The sequence below is a fragment of the Candidatus Amarolinea dominans genome (assembly GCA_016719785.1).
GTDB classification, from domain to species: Bacteria; Chloroflexota; Anaerolineae; order SSC4; family Amarolineaceae; genus Amarolinea; species Amarolinea dominans.
This window is the reverse complement of record JADJYJ010000008.1, coordinates 341,793-363,143: the sequence shown is the minus strand read 5'-3', so window position 1 is coordinate 363,143 and position 21,351 is coordinate 341,793. Positions and strand designations below refer to the sequence as shown.

The window sequence follows — 21,351 nt, the reverse complement described above, 5'->3', positions numbered from 1 at the left end:
AAGTGACGTTGAATAGTAACTGCTCAGCGATTGAAACCGCCTGATGGGCGTGCCGCGGCGTCCCCTGTGGACGCCGGTCGGCGCAGGCCGACCTCGCCCCGGGCCCCCCCCCCGCCCGTTCCCGCGGGGGGTGGTCGCGCCGGATGCATGGGCAGTTGCGCTGGAGGTGAGACATGGCACGGACTCGTGGTGCGCCGCCCATCAAGCGGCTGAAGAACATCGTGTACAGCAATCAATCGGGGATGGTCCTTGACCTCTACCCCGCCGCGCAACAGGCGCATGCGCCGGCGCCGACCGTGGTTTACGTGCATGGCGGCGCGTGGACAACAGGTAACAAGAATGGCGGCTACAGCCTGGAGCTGGCGCCGGCCATCACTGAGCGCGGCGGCATCTTTGTGGCTCTGAATTATCGGCTGGCGCCCGAATTCTTGTTCCCCGCGCACATCCAGGATGTGAAATGCGCCATCCGGTTCCTGCGCGCCCACGCGGTCAAGTATGGCATTGATCCGCAGCGCATCGCCATCATCGGCAACAGCGCGGGAGGGCATCTGGTTTCCCTGGCCGGCCTGACCGACGCCAGCGCGGGTTTCGACACCGATGAGTATGCACATCAATCGAGCCAGGTGCAGGCCGTGGTTGATCTGTATGGGCCGGCCGACCTGACCCCAATCTCAGCCAATTCGTACTTCCAGCGCCGCCTGCGCGCCGTGTTTGGTCGCGACCCGGACGCGCTGCGCCGCGCCAGCCCGGTTACCTACATCAAGGCCGGCGCGCCGCCCTTCTTCATCGTGCATGGCGAGCGCGACCAGACTGTGCCGATCGCCCAATCTGTCGCCTTGCAGGCCGCGCTGCAGGCGGTGGGCGGCCAGGCCACGCTGCTATCGGTCAGGAATGCCGGCCATGCCCTGGTTTCGGTCGGCGGGCCGATCAGTCCCAGCCAGGATCAGGTCAACGCGGCGATTGTGGAATGGCTGGGCGCGAAACTGCAATTTGCGGGCGGCTGAAAGCGCAGCAGTTGCCCATCCTGCACACCAGCCCGAACAGGATTGATAGGATGAATCATGCCAAAGAAGAAATTACCGCTTGATCTCAAGCTGGCGACCATGAGCGAAAGTGCGCCGGAGAAGGGATCATTGCTGCGTGACCCGCGGCTCTACATCAACCGCGAGCTGAGTTGGATCGAGTTCAACCGGCGGGTGCTGCAGGAGGCGCAAAATCAGGATGCGCCCCTGTTGGAGCGCATCAAGTTCCTCTCCATCTTTGGCTCCAACCTCGACGAGTTTTTCATGATTCGGATTTCGGGCCTGCGTGAGCAAGTTGCCGCGGGCGTGACTCAGCGCACCCCAGACGGTATGACTCCAACCGAGCAGTTGGAGGCGATTCGGAAAGCCCTGCTGCTGCTGTTGGACGAGCAGACGCGTGTGCTGGCCGAGGACCTGGTGCCCAAACTGGCCGGCCAGAGCATTCGCCTGCTGAACTACGATGATCTGACGCCGGCCCAGCGCGCGGCCTTGCGCACCTACTACGAGCGCGAGGTGTTCCCGGTGCTCACGCCCCTGGCCTTCGATGCTGCGCACCCCTTTCCGCGCATCTCCAACCTCAGCCTCAACCTGGCGGTGCTCATCAATGATCCGGAGTACGGCGAGCGTTTCGCCCGTGTCAAGGTGCCATCGAACCTGGCGCGGCTCATTCCCCTGCACGAACTGGCGCCGTTGACGCGGGCGCAGGACGGCTCCACGTCGCATCCACACCGCAGTATGGCTTTCGTCTGGCTCGAGCAGGTGATTGCCGCCAATCTCTCCGACCTCTTCGTGGGGATGGAGATCATGGCGTGTTACCCTTTCCGTATCATTCGCGATACCGACATCGAGATTCAGGAAGATGAAGCCGACGACCTGCTGTTGACCATCGAGCAGGGCATTCGCCAGCGCCGCTTTGGCAACTGCGTGCGTTTGGAAATCGGCGCCGGTATGCCGGAGCGGGTACGGAACACCCTGCTGGAAAAATTGCAGCTCGATCCTGGCGCGATCTACACCAGCAACGGCCCCCTTGGGGCTTTCCAGCTTGATGGAACTGCACGGCCTGGATCGCCCCGACCTCAAAGACCGCCCGTTTTCCGCGGCCGTGCCGGTCATCTTCAGCAGCGAGGAAGACATTTTTAGCGCGATCCGGCGGCAGGACATCCTGTTGCATCATCCCTATGACTCTTTTACCCCCGTGATTGATCTGATTCGCACCGCCTCCGAAGACCCCAACGTGCTGGCGATCAAGATGACCCTTTACCGGGTGGGCAGCCGCTCGCCCATCGTCAACGCGCTGATGGAGGCGGGCGAAAACGGCAAGCATGTGGCCGTCCTGGTCGAGCTAAAGGCGCGCTTCGACGAAGAGAACAACATCGTTTGGGCGCGCGCCCTGGAACGCTCCGGCGTACACGTGGTGTACGGTGTCCTGGGCTTGAAGACGCACTGCAAGCTGGCGTTGATCGTGCGCCGCGAGCGAGACGGTATCCACCGCTATGTCCACCTGGGCACCGGCAACTACAACGCGACCACGGCCCGCATCTACACCGACCTCGGCCTGCTGACGTGTCGTGAGGACATTGCCTCGGATGTCTCCGACATCTTCAATTTCCTGACCGGTTTTTCCAATCCGAAGTCCTACCGCAAACTGGGCGTGGCGCCGGTATCCTTGCGCGACACCATCCACGACATGATTCGTAACGAGATCAAGTATGGTAAGGATGGGCTTCTCATTTTCAAGGTCAATTCGCTGCTCGATCCGGCCATGATCGAAGACCTCTACCGGGCTTCACAGGCCGGCGTGCGCGTGAACTTGATCGTGCGCGGCATCTGCTGCATTCGGCCCGGCCTGCCCGGCGTCAGCGAGAATATCCGCGTCATCAGCATCGTCGGCCGCTTTCTGGAGCACAGCCGCATCTACTACGCGCGCAACAACGGCGACGAACTGATCTACCTGAGCAGCGCCGACTTGATGCAGCGCAACCTCGATCGCCGCGTAGAGACGCTCTTTCCCGTCGAAGATCCGACCATCAAGACGGTCATCCGCCAGCAAATCCTCGATCTCTGCCTGGCCGACACCGTCAAGGCGCGTCAACTCAACCCGGACGGCGCCTACACCTGGGTCAAGCCCGATAGCGAGCATCCGCTGTTGGACTCACAGCACTCGCTGCTCTACAATCGCAGCCCAATGGTCACGTATTGAGGAAAGTGCGAAGCAGATTCTCGATGAGGGCGAGCATGCAGCAAATCCTGGTAGGTCTTCTACTTGGCTACGGGCAGATTTCTCCCCAGCGCGCGGCGATGACGGCCATGTCGGCCGCATCTATCACCAGGTTGTCGTCCAGGTCGTAGCGCGGGTCCCAGGCTGGCGTCTGCGGCGTTTCACCCCAATGCGCCGCTACCTGTGCGACATCAATCACCGTCACACTGCCGCTGTGGTCGAAGTCCAGCTCCGCGCAGATGGGTGGCGGGGGTGGAGGCCGCATCTCCAGGCTGCGGCAGGTGTCCGCGGCGCACCCCTTCAATAGAGACAACCACGCGGCCAACTGGGCCAGGGTGGTCGGGTCGGCGCTGGCGGCTAGATTCTCCAACTCGAAGGGATCATTCGCCAGGTTGTACAGCTCGCGCTCGCCGGTATCATACTCGATGTATTTCAGGTCTGCCGTGCGCAGGCCGCTGTAGAACAGCGGGGCGCTCTGAAAGCGCGGCGAGTCGAAAGGATCGGGTGGCTCGCCCAGGGGATCACGCAACCCATGATGATCGCCCACATACTGCTCGAACAGCAAAGCCTGCCGCCAGGCCGCGGGCGGACTCCCACCCAGCAATGGCAGCAGGGAACGTCCGTCTGTGTACGCTGGGGTTTCAATCCCGGCAATGTCGGCCAGGGTCGGCGCCAGGTCTACGATACTCGCCAGGTAAGGTACGGTTTGGCTGATCGGCGCCTGCGGGCCGCGCACGAACAAGGGTACGTGGATATCTTCCTCATAGCCCAGGTATTTGCCGGGCAGCAAGCGGTGTTGACCCATGTGGTAGCCGTTGTCGCTGGTGAAGAAGATGTAGGTGTTGTTCAATTGCCCGGTCGCTTCCAGGGTTTCGACCAGGGCGGCGATGGTTTCATCAACCGCCTGCATGGACTGCAACCACAGGCGGTACTGGTCGTCAATCTGCTGCACCTCCTCAGGCGTCAGCAGGGGCAGGTTCTGAATCCACTGTGGCTTATCGCTGACGTCGAGTTCGTTGAACGACGGCGGGCGCGGCGCCAGCGTGTCGGTGAAGAGCGTGGTGTGCCGCGGCGCGGGCGTGGATGGCGTGTGCGGGGAGAATGACGAGAAATAGGCAAAGAAAGGCTCTCCGCTGGTGACGGTGCGGGTGATGAAACTCAGCGCTTGGGTGGTCAGCACATCCTGCAGATAATCTGCCGGATCGCTGCCATAGGCGACCAGCGTGCCATTTTCGTTCAGCGTATAGTTGAACTGATTGTAGCCGGGCGCGGTGGGGGACGGGCTGTACCATTCGCCCCACCCCGGCGGGATGTAGTTTGACGGGCTGCCATACGGATAGCGATTGAGATATTTGCCAAACAGGGCGGTGCGATAACCGACGTCTTGCAGGCGCGTGGCGATGGTGTCGTTTTCCAGACCCAAATCACGGAAGGTCTCGAAACCACCGGTCGGCGGCGGCCCGTTGGTGTAGACGCCGTGGTTGTGTACGTACTGACCACGCAGCAGGGACGCACGCGAGGGGCAGCAGATGGAGGCGTTGACGAAGAAGTGGGTAAAGGTGATGCCTTGCCCTGCCAACAGCGCCTGCAGGTGCGGCATGGTAGTCACAGTATCCAGATCGAGATCGAGATCATCGGCCAGGATGAACACGATGTTGGGCAGCCCAAGTGGTTGCGCTACCCGGGCCGTCACGGGGCTGGCATCCCGCAGCCCAGCGGGCGACACGGTCGGCACAGGCATAACACTGCCAACCAGCAGCGCGAGTATGAACAGAATCGTCCTGTATGCCAACAGGATACCTCCAAGTAGGATGTTCAGCAGATCATCAATGAGCGCGGGCATACAATAGATCCTGGTAGGCTTTCTGCCAGTCAAGGAGCATTCTGTACGCTGAGCGCCAGGCCAGCCAATCGTCCTCTTCAGTCGGTGTAGCTCGGTTCTGCAAGTGGGCTGTAAACTGCTCGAATTCCATCCCGTGTTTACGTTCGAGTCTACGTACGCGACGCCGATAATAGACTAACTTGGCGCACAGCCGACAATGCCAGTTCCCACAAGGCTTCCTCAATCGTGGTGTAGCGTTGTTGTGCAACCAGAGTCGTCGCGACTTTGTCCAGTACGACGGTCGAAGAAATTGCAAGTGCCATAAACAGAATCCTTTGCTTCGAAGAACTTCACGGTTCATTCTTCCGGCGTGCGTCCTACACAAGCAGCTGTCATTTTAGCGCATTCATGGCGCATTGACCAATCATGCTCCCGGCTAATCCCCGGCTAAGGGAGGCGGCCCAGATCAAAACCACAGACCGCCTCCTGCCCTAATGCGTCGGGTCGCTCACGTCGAAGATCAACAATCCGCCTACGCCGTCAGCGGCGTAAGCCAGGCTGCCGGCCACGGCAACACCCCAGGCATAACCCGGCGTAGGGTCTTGCATGGTACACCGGGCGGATCGGTTGCTCGCTCATCATTATGGCACTTCCCGGTGTCATTGTCAACGGTGTGCTCGCTCAGGAATGAGAATTTTTAACTGTCCAGTTCCGAGCAAATTCTGAGCATACAGACAGCACCAAAGCGGACACTTATTTAATTCTCATTCCTTAGAACACAAGCCCAACTGAATACTCTCGACCCGCCCGGGTTAGGCTGCGTGGGCTGACAAGTCATTCATTTATGGAATTGACAGGGCACACGAAGGAGTGTATAGTCAATTCACTGTCTGTCCAGCCATCTTCCGAACGAATCGGTGAGCAGGAAGTGAGGTGTGAATGAGCGTCATTCTGATCGTTGACGATAACGAGCAAAATCGTTACCTGCTCCGGGTGCTGCTGACTGCGTCCGGTTATGCGGTGTTGGAGGCCGGCAACGGCGTAGAAGCGTTGGCGTTGGCCCGCCGCGCCCGCCCCAACCTGATCATCTCCGACATCCTCATGCCCCAGATGGACGGCTTTGCACTGTGCCGCGAGTGCAAGCGCGACGAGCAGTTGCGCGCTATTCCCTTTGTGTTCTATACCGGCACCTACACCGATCCGCGTGACGCGGCGCTGGCGCGGCAGTTGGGCGCGGCGCGCTTCCTCTTCAAGCCCGTGGAGAACGACCAGCTCATTAGCATGGTGCATGAGGTGCTGCACGCACAGGAAAGTGCGCAATTGACTGCACCGCAGTCGCCGCTGACCGAGGATGCGACTTTCTACCGGCTGTACAACGAAGCCCTGGTGCGCAAACTCGAAGCCAAAATCCTCGAACTGGAAAAGACCAACCGTGCGCTGGCAGAGAGCGAGCGGTGCAACCGCACCCTGCTGGATGCCCTTCCCGATCTGATGTTTCGCACCCATCGCGACGGCGTCATCTGGGATTACAAGGCGGAACACGAGTCCGCCCTGTATGTCCCGCCCGCAGTCTTTCTCGGTAAGACATGGAGCGAAGTGCTCCCGCCGCAGGCGGCAAAATCATGCATGGATGCCATCGAAAGCGCGGCCAGCAGCGGCGGGGTGCAGACCATCGAGTATCAGTTGGAATTGCGAAGCGGCAGCGCGGACTTCGAGGCGCGCGTCGTGGCCGATGAGAAGGGCGACACGGTGTTCATCGTGCGCGATGTCACTGAGCGCAAACAGGCGCAAGACGCGCTCCGTCGCAGCGAAGAGCACTTCCGCGTACTGATCGAGAACGCTTCCGATATCATCACCGTTCTGGACCAAGACGGAACCATTCGCTATGGGAGTCCTGCCGTTGAGCGAGTGCTCGGCTACCAACAGCAAGAACTGATGGGCACAAACACCTTCGAGCTTGTTCACCCGGATGACCTGCCACGGGCTTTGGATGTTTTCAGGCGCGGGCTTTCCAATTTCGGCGTCGTCAGCGAGGCGGTCGAGCTGCGTTGTCGGCACAAAGACGGCTCGTGGCGCACGTTGGAGGCGCTTGGACGCAGCCTGGTGGACGAGTCGGGTCAGACAATCGCCGTGATCCACTCACGCGACATCACCGAACGCAAACAGCGCGAACGCGAACTGGAAGCGCAGGCCATGCTGGCGCAGGCCGTGGGTGAAACGCCCGAGCTGCAACCCCTGCTGGAACGGCTGCTCCTGGCTGCCCGCCATGCCATTCCCGCTGCGGAGAAGGGCAGCGTCTTGCTGGTGGAACCCGATGGCCGTTTGCGCATTCGCGCGCTGAGCGGCTATAGCGATCCACGCTTGTATCACTTTTCGTTTGCCAGCGATTCGGGCTACGCGGCGCTCACGGCTCGCGAACAAAAACCGCTGCTCATCACCGACGCCCGCACCGATCCCGCAACCCGTTACGACGGCGACATCGAAGAAGCGTTCGACATCCAGAGCGCCATCGCGGCGCCGCTCGTCATCCAGAAACGCGTCATAGGCGTTCTCACGCTCGATGCCACGCGCCCGGCCGCATTTTCTGATGAGGAGCTGAATCTGCTCACCCGGTTCGCCGCCTCTGCTGCCCTGATTATCGAGAACGCCCGCCTGTTCGAGGATGCGCGCCGCCGCGTGCAGGAGTTGACCGCCGTCCATCGCACCGGGCAAGATTTGTTGCATCTGCGGACGCCCGAGGAACTCGCGCAGCACCTGGTTCACATTCTGGAAAACATGCTGGGCTATGACTATGGCGGTGTGCTGCTGATTGACCCGTCCCGCGGCGTGCTGACGCCGTTTGCGGTTATCAACCAGGACAGGGAGATCGAAATCATGGCCGCGGACGAGGCACACCTGGCCGCAAGGGAAACCCAGATCGGACAGGGAATCACGGGGTGGGTGGCGCAACACGGGCAGAGCGTGCGGCTGGACGATGCGCCCGCGGATCCACGCTACTTTGCCCTGTGGGAAAACAATCGCTCGGAACTCTGCGTGCCGATACGGGTGGGCGATGCCGTCCTTGGGGTGATCAATGTCGAATCTCCACGGCCGGCGGCCTACAGCGAAAACGATCAGCGCGTACTCGAAACGGTGGCGGCCCAAATCGGCGTGGCGATTCAGAACGCCCGGCTCTATCAGCAGGCCCAGCAAGAGATTGCGGAACGCAAGCGAGCCGAAGCCGCGCTGATCGAGAGCGAGCACCGCTATCGCAGCCTGTTCGAAGGGGTGCCGATCGGCCTTTACCGCACGACGCCGGATGGCCGCATCCTCGCCGCCAACCAGGCCCTCTCGGAGATGTTGGGCTACCCCGCCCCAGGGGCGCTGCTGGAGGTCAATGCCGCCGACCTTTTCCTGGACCCTGACCGGCGCGTGCGGCAGAAGGCGCGGCTGGCGCAAGAAAACGTCATACGCCAGGACGAGATCCAGTTGCGCCGTCGCGACGGCCGGATCATCTGGGCGCGAGACACGGCGCACGCGGTCCGCGACGAGGTTGACGGTATCCACTTCGCCGAGGGCAGCCTGGAAGACATCACCGAGCGCAAACGGGCCGCGGATGAAATCCGCCAGCTCAACGCCGTGCTGGAGCAGCGCGTGGCCGAACGCACGGCCGAGCTTTCGGAGGCGGCCACCCGGCTGCAGGACGCCAACGAGCGGCTCAAAGAGCTGGATCAGCCAAGAGCCAGTTCATTGCCAACGTTTCACACGAGCTGCGCACGCCCTTGACCAACATCAAGACCCATCTGCACCTGCTGGAGCGCGGCAAGCCGGAGAGGCATGCGCACTACATGACCACGCTGCAGAGCGAAACGGATCACCTGGCACGCCTCATCGCGGATCTGCTGGACATCTCGTGGCTGGACCAGGGCAGGAATCGCATCAACCTGACGGACGTGGATGTCAACCGGGTCATGGTAACGCTGGTGGATGCGCGGGAGGTGTTGATCAGGCAGGCCGGTCTGACGCTGGAGGTCCTGCCTCAGCCGCAATTGCCCCCGGCGCTGGCCGACACCAACCGCCTGATGCAGGTATTGACCAATTTGATCGCCAACGCGGTGAACTACACACCGGCGGGGGGCAGCATCATCCTGAGCAGTGCGCTGCAACAAAAGGACGGTCGCCCCTGGGTCACCCTGACGGTGGGGGATACCGGGCCGGGTATCACCCCCGAAGACCAGACGCACATCTTCGAGCGCTTCTATCGCGGCGCCGCCGCACGGCAGCGCAACGTCCCCGGCACCGGCTTGGGACTGGCAATCTGCCGTGAGATCATGCAGCGCCAGGGGGGCCAGATCACGCTGGCGAGTCAGGTGGGGCAGGGCAGCGCTTTCACCGTCTGGCTGCCACCGGCTGGCGCCGCTCCCGGTCAAGGCTGACCTAAAAACAGCACCCCCGCCACCCGTAGGTCACGCCTCCGGCGTGACGACGCTGTCGGCGATAGAGCACAGTTTCCTGATGGGAAGACTCTTAACGCCAAGACGCCAAGACTCTTAACGCCAAGACGCTAAGACGCCAAGAGTGATGACCCGTGTGCCCTCTTCCCCCCTTCTCCTCTCCCGCCGTGCGGAGAGGAGAAGGGGCCGGGGGATGAGGTGAGGCCCTCTTCCCCCCTTCTCCTCTCCGCTGTGCGGAGAGGAGAAGGGGCCGGGGGATGAGGTGAGGCCTCTCCCCTACGGCTGCAGCCTCAACGTGCTCACCGCCTTGACCTGGTCGCGGTCGAAGCGCATGGGCAGGTACTCCACTTTTTGCCAACGGGCGATCAAATCGTCGTAGTGACTGCTCAACACGTTGCCAGACTGACCCGTGGTGTGCATGAAGCGGCTGCTGTTCCAGTCGCTCAGGTCGCTGATATGCCGGTAGGATGGCACATGGCGCTGCGCATAGGGTTTGCTGGCGCGGAAGGGCGCGACGTCCACGGTGGAGCCGTCGCCGCCATTCGGGATTTGGCGGCTGAAGATGTTCTTCAGCGCGCTGACCTGGTCGAACGGATTGTGCGGGAATTCGGTGAAGTGTATCTTGTCCCAGCGCCAGTTCTTCAGGTCGTCGCTGCCCATGCGCTCCGTCAGATCCTTGAGCGCGGCCTGCAGGGCCACATGCTGCGTCGTGCGGCAATCCTCGTTGCCCGGCGTCAGCACGTTGTCGCACCACGGGCTGTTGGCCTGGCCCAGAGTCTGCAGCAGGTAGGTGGGGTGGAAGCTGGAGAGGTAGTCCGCGCCCAGCGTCTTGCCCAGGTCATCCTGCACGAGCGCCGGCTGCAAGTGCAGCAGCCAGGCGGCGTAGATGGCCGCGGCCGCGCTATCCTGACGCATGACGCCGTCCCAGTTCTTGAGCAGGTCGAGCGCCTGCGCCTCTTGCGGCGTCTGCGTGGGCGTTTGCAGGAAGAACGACAGCAGCTCCAGCGCCTGCAGCGAGAGCTGATCAGCATGCATGGCCGCGATGTCGTCGGGCGACAGTTTGGCTTTGGCCTCGATCATCTGCACGATGCGGGTGGCGCGGTAGGGCGGCGCCCAATCGGTGGCCAGGAAGTAGGGGTAGGCGTCCGGCACGACCTTGTTGTTGGCGGTGACGATGAAGCCGCTGGCCGGGTTGAAATCGTGCGGCAGTTCATCGAACGGAATGAAACCGGTCCAGGCGTACTCATCATTCCAGCCCGGCGCCGGCATGAAGCCGTTCCCTTGCGCCCGGATGGGGATGCGGCCGGGGCCGTAGTAGCCGATATTGCCATCTACGTCCGCGTAGACGAAGTTTTGCGACGGTCCCACGTAGGCGCAGGGCCGTGCGGAATTCGTCCCAATTGCCGGCGTACATCACCTGCATGAAGGCTTCCAGCGTGGTGTCCCCGGCATCCAGGCTCGTCCAGCGCAGGGCCAGGGTGGTCGTGGCGTCGCTGGTCACGTCAGAGATCAGCGGGCCGTGACGGCTGGCGCGCGCGGCCCAGGTGATCGGCTCCTTGCGCCCTTTGACCTGGATCGTCTCGCTGATGATGGTCAGCGGCTGCCAGGCGCCGTTGACCTCCACCTCGTTGGGGTTGGCCGGGTTGACGCGCTCCATGTAAAGGTCTTGCACATCAGGCCCCAGGTTGGTGACGCCCCAGGCGATGCGGTCGTTGTGCCCGCTGGGGATGCCCGGCATACCCGGCAGGGTGGCGCCGATGGCGTGCAGGCGATTGCCCTGGATGCTGGCCAGATACCAGATGGAAGGAATCTGCGCGCCCAGGTGCGGGTCATTGGCCAGCAGCGGTTTGCCGGTGGTGGTGCGGCTGCCGCCCACAACCCAGTTGTTGCTGCCGATATTGAGCGCCTCCGCGCCCAGCATGGCGCGCACTTCGGTCGAGAGGTGAGCCAGGGCGCCGGCGCCCTGCCCCAGATTGGGCAGGATCAGCGTGCCATCGGTGGGATAGGCCGGGAAGAGCTGGCTGGCGCGCTCTGGCCCCAGCGCCTGGTAGATCTGCGCGCGCACCAGTTCCGATTCGTAATCGCCGCCCAGGTTCCAGGCCATCATCTTGGCCCAGACCAGGACATCGGCCGGCTGCCAGGGCGCGGGGGTGAAGCCCAGGATGGTGAATTCGATCGGCAGGGTGGGGTTGCCGGCCAGGTAGGCGTTGACGCCGCCCACGTAGGCGTTGACCACCTGTTGCGCCTCGGGGGACAGAGCTTCCCAGGCTTGCTGCGCCGCGCGGTAAGTACCCAACGTGCGCAGGAATTTGTCGGTGTCCACCGTTGATTCGCCCAGGACTTCGGACAGGCGACCGGCGCCCACGCGGCGCTGAAATTCCATCTGCCACAGGCGGTCCTGGGCATGGACATAGCCCTGGCCGAAGATGGCGTCCAGGTCGTTGCTGGCGTAGATGTAGGGGACGCCGTCGGCATCGCGCACGATCTCCACCGGGCCTTGCAGGCCAGGCACGGTGATGGTGGCGTTGACCTGGGGCAGCGAGCGACGCAGGAAGAGGTATCCGCCAGCGGGTACCAGGATGAGGAGGGCCAGGATGATGCCAAGAATGGTGAGTAGGACTCTGCGCATGAATGGTTGCCTTTCAGATTGGATGTTGGGACTTGAGAAGTCAAACGGGGCCTAAGTCTGGTAACTGCTCAGCCAGGCAGTGAGAATGGTCTCGATAGCGCCCGGAGTGCCCCCCTGCCCCCCAATCCTGGGGGAGCCGAATGCTTTTCCCCCCAGGATTGGGGGGGCAGGGGGGCCGCCTGAGCAGTTACGAAGTCTGGCGGGGTGCGCCATCAGATCGTTTCGCCGCTGGCAACGGTTTTGTCGCTGAAGTCTTTGGCGTTGCGATGGGGGCGGATCACGCAGTTGCGGCCAATGTGGACGCCGGCCGGGATGTGGCTGGCCGTGCCGATGACGGTCAACCCGGTGCTGAAACGTGCGGGGTCGTGGCGATTGGGGGTGTTGTCATCACCGGCGCCGATCTCGGCCTTGGCGCCGACGACCACATCGGTGTCAATGATGGCGCGATCCACGATGGCGCCTTCACCGATGATGGTGTCACGCATGATGATCGAGTCGCGCACGAGCGCGCCATGTGCCACGACGACCCCCGGCGAGATGATCGAACGCTCGACGCGGCCCTCGATGCGACAGCCGTCACACAGCAGATTGCCGTCCACGCGGGCCTCGGCGCCGACCCAGGCTGGCGGCCGTTCCTCGCTGCGGGTGTGAATGACCCAGCGCGGATCGTCCAGCTCCAGCGCGGGAGTTTCGGCCAGCAGCGCCATGTTGGCTTCCCAGTAGGCCTGCAGGGTGCCAATGTCAACCCAGTAGCCATCGAAGTGATGTGCGTAGACGCGACGGCTCTTGACCAGGGAGGGGATCACCTCACGGCCAAAGTCAACCTGATCCTTGCCTTCACGCAGCAGCCAGTCAATCAGCACGTCCCGTTTGAAGACGTAGATGCCCATCGAGGCCAGGGTGCTGCGGGTGCGGCGCGGCTTCTCTTCGAAGTTGCTGATGCGCCCATCCAGCTCTGTCTTGACCATGCCGAAGCGATAGGCGTCGAAGGGGCTGACCTCGCGCACTGCCAGGGTGACATCGGCGTTGGTCTGTTCGTGGAAGGTCAACAGTTTGCGGTAGTCCATCTTGTAGACATGGTCGCCGGCCAGAATGAGGACGGCATCCACGTTTTGCTCCTGCACGAAGCCCAGGTTGTAGCGAATGGCGTCGGCCGTGCCTCGCTGCCAGCCGCCGCCGTCACGCGTCGGGTAAGGCTGCAGCACGCGCACGCCGCCCGTGGCGCGGTCGAGGTCCCACGGTTTGCCCAGGGCAATGTGCTCGATCAGTTCCCTGGGCTGATACTGTGTCAACACGGCCACATTGAAAATGTCGGAGTTGACACAGTTGGACAGCACAAAATCAATGATGCGGAATTTGCCGGCAAATGGCACGACCGGTTCGGCCCGCTGCGTGGTCAGCACGCTCAGCGCCGGGCTTTCACCGCCGGCCATGATCATGGCGAGCGCTTTCATAGCACCTCTCTTCCTCTCTTAGTTAGCCCACGGTCTCGCCGCTGGCAATGGTCAGGCCAGGGTAGTTGCCTTCATCAAGATCGCTGTTGATGAGCACGTTACGGCCGATGCGGGTGTTGGGCGGGATACGGGCGCCCTTGCCAACCACCGTGACGCCGACATTGAGCTTGTCCGGATCTTTGATGTTGGGTTTCAGATCATCGCCCTCACCCACGACCGCGCCGGCCCCCACCCACACGTCCTTGTCAATGATAGCTTTGTCAATGATCGCGCCCGGACCGATGTAGGTGTCGTTCATGATGATCGAGTCCCGCACCACCGCGCCGGGCGAAACATAGACGCCGGGTGAGAGTACGGAATGAACCACCAGGCCGCGCACATTGCAGCCGTTGGAGATCTGACTCTTGACCACGCGTGCCTGCAGACCGATCTTGGCCGGCGGTCGTTCTTCGCTGCGGGTGTGAATGACCCAATCGGTGTCGTACAGGTCGAGCGCGGGTTTGTCCTCCAGGAGGGCCAGGTTGGTCTCCCAGTAGCTCTGAATCGTGCCCACGTCCACCCAGTAGCCCTCGAACGGATAGGCGAAGACGGAATCATCGGCGATCATGCCGGGAATGACATGCTTGCCGAAGTCGAGGCTCGGCTCTTTGGCCGCGCCCTGGCGCAGGCGTTTTTCGAGCGCGTCGCAGTCGAAGATATAGATGCCCATGGAAGCCAGGGTGCCTTTGTCGCGCTGCTTGGGCTTTTCGGTGAATTCCGTCACGCGCTGATTTTCGTCAACGGTCATGATGCCAAAACGATCGGTCTCTTCCAGGGGAACGTTCATCACCGCAACCGTCAGCGCCGCGCCGATCTCCTGATGATAGCGCACCATGGCGTCATAGTCCATCTTGTAGATGTGGTCGCCAGACAGGATGATGACCAGATCAGCTTCGGTGTCCTCCAGGTAGCCGAGGTTCTGGTAAACGGCATCGGCGGTGCCTTTGTACCAATCTTCAGCGCGGCGCCCTTTGTAGGGCTGCAACAGACGCACGCCGCCGTGCGTGCGATCGAGGTCCCAGGGCTTGCCGATGCCGATATGATCGTTGAGAGAGTGCGGGCGATACTGAGTCAGGACAGCCACGTGGTGGATACCCGAATTGACGCAGTTGGAGAGGGTGAAATCAATGATGCGGTATTTGCCGGCAAACGGCACCGACGGCTTAGCGCGCTTTTCGGAGAGTACGCTGAGCCGAGCACCCTCACCGCCGGCCAGAATCATGGCGACGACTTTTTTCAAGGTCTTCCTCCGGAAAAAATGGTGAGAAACAGATAACAAAAACCGGTTGGCCGATCTCTTCTGACCGGCCTTTGCAGCACTGCCTGCGGATCAGGGCGCCGGTTGCAGCCATTGATCGGCGCACCACCCCTGCCCCGCCTCGCCTTTGACTTCCCACCAGGTGTAGTTGTCGGCTGTGATGGGGCCGCGCAGCACGGTCAGGATCACGTCGGCCGGGAAGCGTGTGGCCAACTGAAAGCGCAGGCCAGCGTCGCGCCGTGCGTTCAGGAACTGGGTGTTGACAACCCGCACCTGGCTGCCGATCCCAATCGTGATGCTGACCGTGGCCGTCAGCGTTGCGGTAGGCGTGATGAACGCGGTGGCGGTTGGCTCCGGCGCCACCGTGGCCGGAACAGGGGTGGGCGTCGGCGCAGCGGTGGCGGTCGGCTCGCTGCTGGCTGCATTGGCAACCGCCGTGGCTTCTGACAGCGTCACTGTGGGCGAACGTCCGCGCAGCGCGGCGATGAAGGGCGCCGGCGCCTGCAGTCCCGCCTGGATGAGGGTGAGCGGTGAACGCAGGGCGCCGCCGACCCAGCGCGTCATCACCGCGCCGGCCCGCACAGACAGGCTTCCCGGCGTCTGGTCGGCCAGGGTCGCGACCACAAAGGCCAACAGGAGAAGGATGGCGGCATAGCCAAGCAGGCGATCGAGGCTCAATTTGCGGCTGCCGCGCACGATGTAGATGGCGCCGGCGTAAAGGCCAACCGGCAGTCCGAGCACGATCAGAAAGCTGGTGAAGAGCCAGGGCCAGGGCAGGTTGAGGGCCAGGCGTGCCAGGAAGTAGGCGCCCAAACCGATGCCGATGAAGAGCAGGCCGATGAAGAGGAATTGCAGGCCCTGCTGCCACTCCGGGGTGGTATTTTCGGGCTTGTTGGCGCCGGCCAGAAGGGCACGCAGACGATCCATCTCGTTGTTGGCGGCCGTCAGCGCGCGCGACAGGCGTTGCGAGTTTTGTTCCAATTCCACGGTGCGCTGACGCTGGCGCTGCAGCTCGCGCTGCGCCTGTTCGACGCCCGCTGGCAGCGGTTCCTGGATGGCCGCGGCAGGCGGCCATTCTACCTGCGGCGCTGGGCGCTCGCTCAGGTTGGGCCACAGGTCAGCCGCGGTCTGCGCGGCCTGATGGGCGTGCTGATACAGTTCGGCGGCTGTCACCGTTGCATCGCCGGTGATGAGGCGCTGGCGCAGCGCGTGCAGGGCAGACAGGGTGGTCGCCTGCTCAACCGTCAGCCGCGCGCTGAGCGGGCCACCGGCCTGTAGGAGTTCAGGGAACGCGGGCGCGGCCGCGACCGGCTGGAGTTCAGCCTGATCCGGCGCCGGCGCAATCAGTGTCTCCTGCCATTGCTGCAGAGCCTGTGTGAGAGAAGCGTGCAGGCCAAGCAGGGCCAGGGCGGCATCAGACGACGACAGGGCGCTGTTTTGGGCGCGGATGGCCGCTTCCAGGCGTATGCACGCAGGCTCCAGGCTTAGTGACATCCAAAGACCTCATATCACGGGTGGGGTGAGCGGTTGGTCGGATTGCATTGCACAGCTAACGGAGATCGGGTAGCCGTCGAAGTATACCGCAGGAAGGTAACGCATGTCAATTCGCTCCCCTTTTAATCTTGCGCTGGCCTGCCCCTAGGCTGCCCTGGTTCGCTCTGCGTCATCGCGGACAAAGACCGACAGGAAGAAGCTGACGATGCTGATGATCAGTCCGCCGAAGAACGCCGGGCCGAAGCCATCCACGCGAAAACCGATCCCCAGGGCCTCGGCGATATTGCCGGCCAGCAGGAGCATCAGGGCGTTGATGACCAACGTGAAGATGCCCAGGGTCAAGATGATGAGCGGGCAGGTCAAGAGGGTCAGAATGGGCCGGATGACGGCGTTGACCAGACCGAAGATGAACGCGACGATGAGGACCGCTTGCCACCCATCGTAGCTGATGCCAGGCCCCACCAGTTGCGCGGCGATTCCCAGGGCCAGCGCGTTGATGAGCAGGCGAATGATGAACCGAGTCATGTTTTTTTCCTCCTATCTGCGGCGCCGCGCTCACAGGCGTTTGCGCATTGTGAGCAGCGTGCGCGTCTCAGCGAAACCGAACTGCTGCAGCGCCGCGGCGGTCTCTTGATCGGCGGCTTGCAGCGAGATGTGGATCGGGAAGAGGGGGTACGCGGTCAAAATGTCCAACGCGTGGCGAATCAAGGCCTGTTCGATCTGACCCCGTTGATCTGGATGCACGAACAACCGGAGCGCATGGGTACCTTGCCAGCGCGCAATTCGGAGCATCAGGAAGGCGAGAAACTGGTTCGGCTTGGCGGGGTCGGGCAGCACCAGGCGCACGACCCGCGAGTGACCGGCCATATCGGCCACAGCTTCGCCCAGGCGTCGCTCGAAGTAGAGACGGAAGTTGTCGGCGCGCACCGGGCGCCACCAGTGCATCAGGTTGGGCGTGGCCGCCAGTGCCAGTTCATAGGTCGCATACCATTCGTCTGCGCGCAGTGAACGCAGGCCAGGCAGCGGCTGCATGGCTGCCGGCACGGTTTCGGGTACCCGCGCCAGCCGGTAATCGCTCACCCCGCCCAGAACCTCGAAGCCCAGGCGCTCGTAAAGGCCGCGTGCCACGTCGTTGTCACGGCGCACCTGCAAGATGGCCCAGTCGCCGCCGCGCGCACGGATGTGGTCCAGCGTCACAGCCATCAGCCGGCGGGCGATGCCTCGGCCGCGAAAGGGTAGGGCGACAGCCACGTTGGCAATGGCCCAGCGCTGGCCGTAGGTGTCCACGCGCTGCACGGTGATGTTACCGACCACCTCGCCGTCTTCTTCCCAGACAAAGCCAGCGAGCATGTCGTGGAAATCCGGGTTGAAATGGCTGAGCAACAGGGTGAACGGTCCCATGTGACCGAAGGCGCGCATTTCGCGCAGCGCGCTGAGGCCGCTGGTATCCAGCTCGTCGGCGAAGGCGTCATAAATCAGATCTGCCACCTCCCCCAGATCACGCCGCACGTTGAGCGGGCGCAGGTTGGTCGGCTCCAGTTGGGGTTTGGCTGCTGCGGTGGTCAGCGCGTGCGTGGTCATCGGTCGTGGTCAGCTCCCAGGTAGATTCGCATGATCTGAGTTTATCATCGTTTAGGGGAGATGTCAAAGTGTCATTTTGGCGGCAAACACACATTATTTGCGTTGGGATGTGCGCCCAGCGCATGGATAAACTGGCTTGCCCTGCGCGACCGGCAGACGTATAATCGCTGCGTGCAGGAGGTGTGGTATGAATGATCGTTCTGTTGGATTCCTGGGCGCCTGGCTGTTGTTGATGCTCCTGGCCAGCGGCGCGGTGCAGCCCGCGCAGGGAGATGCGCCGGCTGCCGTCGCCTATTTTGTGCGGCCGGACGGCGGTTCGACCACCCAGTGTAACGGTCGCGTGGACGCGCCCTACCCCGGCAGCGGCAGCAATCTGCCCTGCGCGTGGGATCATCCTTTCCGCGCCCTACCGCCTGGCGCCGCGCCGCGCCTGGCCGGGGGCGACACCCTGTTCATCGCCGCGGGCAGCTATCGCATGGGCTTCGGCGCGCCGGAGACCGGCGCCTGCGACGCGGGCGGTTCTTTCGACTGCGTGATGCCGCCCATTCCCAGCGGGCCGAGCGCAGCGCAGCGCACGCGTATCCTGGGCGCAGGCTGGGATCAGGGCTGCGCCAATCCGCCGGAGCTGTGGGGCGCCGAACGTCCCTGGTTCATCGTCAACCTGACCGACAGCAGTCATGTGGAGTTGGGCTGCCTGGAAATCACCGATCACGCGACCTGCGTGGAGTTTCACAGCGGCGCCATTCCCTGCCAGCGCGATTCATCCCCCTACGGCCCGTGGGCCAGCATCGGTTTGCAGGCCGAAGATTCCACCGATGTCTATCTGCACGATCTCGATGTGCATGGCCTGGCCAGCGGCGGCATTCACGCCGGCCGCCTGCACGATTGGACGGTCGAGCGGGTGCGCATCGCGGGCAATGGCTGGGTGGGCTGGGATGGCGACATCTACGGCGGCGATTCGAACAGCGGCGTGCTGACTTTTCGCCGTGTGCTGATCGAATGGAACGGCTGCGGCGAGACCTGGCCGGAGGGTCAACCGACCGGCTGCTGGGCGCAGTCGGCCGGCGGCTATGGCGATGGCTTTGCCACCGGCGCGACCGGCGGGCAGTGGGTCTTCGAGGATGCAACGGCGCGCTACAACACCTCTGACGGTTTCGATCTGCTGTACGTGTCCGAACCGGGGTCGTCGGTGCAGATGCGCCGCGTGCTGGCTGTGGGCAATGCCGGCAATCAGATCAAGAATTACCGCGGGCCATTTCTGCTGGAAAACTCGATCATCGTCGGCAACTGCGGCTTCTTCGATGGGCAGCCGTTCACCTATGACGTGGACAACTGCCGCGCGCTGGGCGCCGCGCTGGCCGTCGGCCTGACCCAGGGCGACCAGGCCACCATCACCAACAATACCGTGACGAGCGAAGGCGATTGCCTGCTGACGGCCGAACGCTATGGGCCGGGCAATGGTCAGGAGCGCGTCACGCTGCGCAACAACCTGTTCCAGGGCCAGGTGGACTTCTTGCAGCCGTTCGAGCTGACCTGCCTGGCCTACCAGGAAACCTTCGACCACAACCCGTTCGATTTCGACTACACCCTTGCCAACAACGTCAAGGATGACGCCTGTCCGGGCGGTCATGCCATCTGCGGCGTTGCGCCTGGCCTGGTCAGCGTGGAGATGGACAGTTTCGATGCGCATCTCCTGCCCGGCAGCCCCGCGCTGGACGCGGGCAGCCCGGCGCTGTGCCCGGCCGGCGATTGGCGCGGCTTCAGCCGGCCGGTGGACGGCAACGGCGATGGCAACGCGCTCTGCGACCTGGGCGCCATCGAGTGGCACCGGCCGGAGGATGTCAACGGCGACGGTTCCATCACCGTGCTCGATGTGCAGCAGGAGGCCAGCGCCTGGCCGTGCAGCGCGAACTGCGCGGCGCTCTACGATCAGGATGGCAACGGCGTCATTGATGTCGTGGACGTGCAGCGGGTCGCCGCGGCCGTGGCGGTATAGAATCGAGCCTTGAACTCCTGCGCCAAGACGGCGTCGGCTGACCTCAGGCTTCGTCGTTCAGCTCAAGGCCCTCCGCGGGCATGACCGGCTCATCGGCAGGCGATTTTTTCTTGCGCGGCGCATGCGGGGCGGCGCGCTTTGGTTCGGCCTTGCGCCGGGATGGGCGCTTGGGCGCCGCATCCGTTTGTGCTGGCTGTTCCGCCGCCGGGGCAGGCGGCGCCTCTTCTGCAGCCGGTGGCGGGGGCGGCGGGACCGGTGCAGCTTCCGCGGGCGGCGGGACCGGTGCGGCTTCCGCGGGCGGCGGGACCGGTGCGGCTTCCGCGGGCGGCGGGACCGGTGCGGCTTCCACGGGCGGGACCGGTGCGGCTTCCGCAGGCATCAGGCCCAGGCGCCGTTTGCGTTCGGCCAGACTCTCCTCGCCATGCTCGATCGGAACTTCGGGCGTCGGCGGTTGCAGCGCCGCGTTGCGGGCCTCGATCTCCTGAATGGCCTTGATGACGGCCATGGCCACGGTGCCGCGGCCAGTATCGTGCCAATCCTCCACCAGTGGCCGCAGCAGGTTGACGACCTTGGCGTGGCCGATCTGTCCCAGGCCCTGCGCGGCCAGCAGGCGTACTTCGCCGTCCTTATCGGTCAGCGCTTCGGACAGCGCCTCCACCGCCAGCGGGTCCGGCCCCAGTTGGCCCAGGGACCAGGTGGCGGAGCGGCGCACCAGGCGAAACTCATCGCGCCGGCGCAGTGCAGCAATCAACGGGGTCACCGCCAGCGGCGCGCCGACGCGCCCCAACGCCTGTGCGGCAAGCTGGCGCACGCCGGGGATGGCGTCCTTCAAGGTTGCAATGAGCGCCTGAATGACGTCTGCGTCCTGCGCTTGGGCCAGCCGGCCCAGCGCGGCGCAGGCGCTGGCGCGCACGCCCGGGTCATCGTGCCGGGTCAACTCGACCAGGCGCGGAACGGCGGTCACTTCGCCCAGCTCGGCCAATGCTTCGGCCGCGGAGGCCAGGCCGACCGGGCTTTCGCCAGCGAGGGTCTGCTGCAAGATACCAATGGCGACCTGGCCGCCCACATCTTTCAACGTCATTGCTGCCTCCCATCGGACAAACGGTTCTGCATCGTGCAACAAATCGCCCAGGGCCGCAAGATCGCGACCGCCGAGCGGGGCGCCCCGCAGCGCGGCCGCGGCCTGCCAGCGCTGTTGGGGAGACGCACTGGCCAGGCGGGTGGTCTGTTCATGCAGCCAGGCGCGCGCCTCAGGTTGCCACTGCCAGCGAACAAAGCGCGCCCAGCGCTCCATCTGCGCCTGCCAGGCCGATAAACGCCGCGCCAGCCGCCGCCACACGCCGCCGGCTCGATTCGCGCCGGCCCCCTGCTCACGGTTGACCTCAGAAACGATTATCATCACCAT

12 protein-coding genes and 2 pseudogenes are annotated in these 21,351 nt (G+C 63.5%); 5 read left to right on the top strand and 9 right to left on the bottom strand.

Going from position 1 to position 21,351, the window contains the following annotated elements:
• The first annotated feature begins 173 nt into the window (after positions 1-173).
• Together IPM84_12655 and ppk1 are read left to right on the top strand one after the other, a co-directional pair.
• Positions 174-1,004, top strand: a complete 831-nt coding sequence (locus tag IPM84_12655) for an alpha/beta hydrolase (protein MBK9093594.1) — start codon at positions 174-176, stop codon at positions 1,002-1,004.
• A gap of 99 nt (positions 1,005-1,103) precedes the next feature.
• Positions 1,104-3,222, top strand: a pseudogene (gene ppk1 / locus IPM84_12650) (polyphosphate kinase 1).
• 67 nt (positions 3,223-3,289) lie between these two features.
• Here the strand turns inward: ppk1 and IPM84_12645 are convergent.
• Together IPM84_12645 and IPM84_12640 are read right to left on the bottom strand one after the other, a co-directional pair.
• Complete coding sequence (locus IPM84_12645) at positions 3,290-5,083, bottom strand: sulfatase-like hydrolase/transferase (protein ID MBK9093593.1); 1,794 nt, start codon at positions 5,081-5,083, stop codon at positions 3,290-3,292.
• A gap of 470 nt (positions 5,084-5,553) precedes the next feature.
• Positions 5,554-5,670: a hypothetical protein gene (locus IPM84_12640; protein MBK9093592.1), complete on the bottom strand. Its 117-nt coding sequence runs from the start codon at positions 5,668-5,670 to the stop codon at positions 5,554-5,556.
• Between the two features lie 331 nt (positions 5,671-6,001).
• On the opposite strand from IPM84_12640, the gene IPM84_12635 reads away from it, so the two are divergent.
• The gene (locus tag IPM84_12635; GenBank protein MBK9093591.1) at positions 6,002-8,827 is read left to right on the top strand and encodes a PAS domain S-box protein; all 2,826 of its coding nucleotides are present in this window, start codon (positions 6,002-6,004) and stop codon (positions 8,825-8,827) included.
• Positions 8,824-9,477 carry a HAMP domain-containing histidine kinase gene (locus IPM84_12630; protein ID MBK9093590.1) on the top strand — a complete coding sequence of 218 codons (654 nt, stop codon included), beginning with the start codon at positions 8,824-8,826 and terminating at the stop codon, positions 9,475-9,477. Before IPM84_12635 ends, IPM84_12630 begins: the two co-directional genes overlap by 4 nt.
• Positions 9,478-9,771: 294 nt before the next feature.
• Here IPM84_12630 and IPM84_12625 read toward each other — a convergent pair.
• The 6 genes and pseudogenes from IPM84_12625 to IPM84_12600 form a co-directional block, all read right to left on the bottom strand.
• Positions 9,772-12,124: pseudogene (locus IPM84_12625) on the bottom strand (penicillin acylase family protein).
• Between the two features lie 212 nt (positions 12,125-12,336).
• Positions 12,337-13,578: a glucose-1-phosphate adenylyltransferase gene (locus IPM84_12620; protein MBK9093589.1), complete on the bottom strand. Its 1,242-nt coding sequence runs from the start codon at positions 13,576-13,578 to the stop codon at positions 12,337-12,339.
• Between the two features lie 22 nt (positions 13,579-13,600).
• Entirely contained in the window at positions 13,601-14,839 is a 1,239-nt protein-coding gene (locus tag IPM84_12615; protein MBK9093588.1) for a glucose-1-phosphate adenylyltransferase, read from the bottom strand.
• 108 nt (positions 14,840-14,947) lie between these two features.
• Positions 14,948-16,369 (bottom strand): hypothetical protein, encoded by a 1,422-nt coding sequence (locus tag IPM84_12610; protein ID MBK9093587.1) that lies wholly within the window; start codon positions 16,367-16,369, stop codon positions 14,948-14,950.
• Between the two features lie 144 nt (positions 16,370-16,513).
• A complete protein-coding gene (locus IPM84_12605; protein MBK9093586.1) occupies positions 16,514-16,894 on the bottom strand; it encodes a phage holin family protein in 381 nt (126 codons plus the stop codon).
• Positions 16,895-16,924: 30 nt separating this feature from the next.
• The gene (locus IPM84_12600) at positions 16,925-17,950 is read right to left on the bottom strand and encodes a GNAT family N-acetyltransferase (GenBank protein MBK9093585.1); all 1,026 of its coding nucleotides are present in this window, start codon (positions 17,948-17,950) and stop codon (positions 16,925-16,927) included.
• Positions 17,951-18,137: 187 nt separating this feature from the next.
• On the opposite strand from IPM84_12600, the gene IPM84_12595 reads away from it, so the two are divergent.
• Positions 18,138-19,946, top strand: coding sequence for a hypothetical protein (locus IPM84_12595; GenBank protein ID MBK9093584.1), 1,809 nt, complete (start codon positions 18,138-18,140; stop codon positions 19,944-19,946).
• Positions 19,947-19,989: 43 nt separating this feature from the next.
• Here the strand turns inward: IPM84_12595 and IPM84_12590 are convergent, their stop codons facing one another.
• Positions 19,990-21,345, bottom strand: a complete 1,356-nt coding sequence (locus IPM84_12590; GenBank protein MBK9093583.1) for a HEAT repeat domain-containing protein — start codon at positions 21,343-21,345, stop codon at positions 19,990-19,992.
• Between the last annotated feature and the right edge of the window lie 6 nt (positions 21,346-21,351).

Excerpts from the sequence above, each read along its gene's own strand:
- IPM84_12620 (MBK9093589.1), bottom strand. The coding sequence starts at position 13,578 with ATGAAAGCGCTCGCCATGATCATGGCCGGCGGTGAAAGCCCGGCGCTG.
- IPM84_12645 (MBK9093593.1), bottom strand. The coding sequence starts at position 5,083 with ATGCCCGCGCTCATTGATGATCTGCTGAACATCCTACTTGGAGGTATC.
- IPM84_12615 (MBK9093588.1), bottom strand. The coding sequence starts at position 14,839 with ATGATTCTGGCCGGCGGTGAGGGTGCTCGGCTCAGCGTACTCTCCGAA.
- IPM84_12600 (MBK9093585.1), bottom strand. The coding sequence starts at position 17,950 with ATGACCACGCACGCGCTGACCACCGCAGCAGCCAAACCCCAACTGGAG.
- IPM84_12610 (MBK9093587.1), bottom strand. The coding sequence starts at position 16,369 with ATGTCACTAAGCCTGGAGCCTGCGTGCATACGCCTGGAAGCGGCCATC.
- IPM84_12595 (MBK9093584.1), top strand. The coding sequence starts at position 18,138 with ATGAATGATCGTTCTGTTGGATTCCTGGGCGCCTGGCTGTTGTTGATG.
- IPM84_12640 (MBK9093592.1), bottom strand. The coding sequence starts at position 5,670 with ATGCAAGACCCTACGCCGGGTTATGCCTGGGGTGTTGCCGTGGCCGGC.
- IPM84_12655 (MBK9093594.1), top strand. The coding sequence starts at position 174 with ATGGCACGGACTCGTGGTGCGCCGCCCATCAAGCGGCTGAAGAACATC.
- IPM84_12590 (MBK9093583.1), bottom strand. The coding sequence starts at position 21,345 with ATGATAATCGTTTCTGAGGTCAACCGTGAGCAGGGGGCCGGCGCGAAT.
- IPM84_12635 (MBK9093591.1), top strand. The coding sequence starts at position 6,002 with ATGAGCGTCATTCTGATCGTTGACGATAACGAGCAAAATCGTTACCTG.
- IPM84_12605 (MBK9093586.1), bottom strand. The coding sequence starts at position 16,894 with ATGACTCGGTTCATCATTCGCCTGCTCATCAACGCGCTGGCCCTGGGA.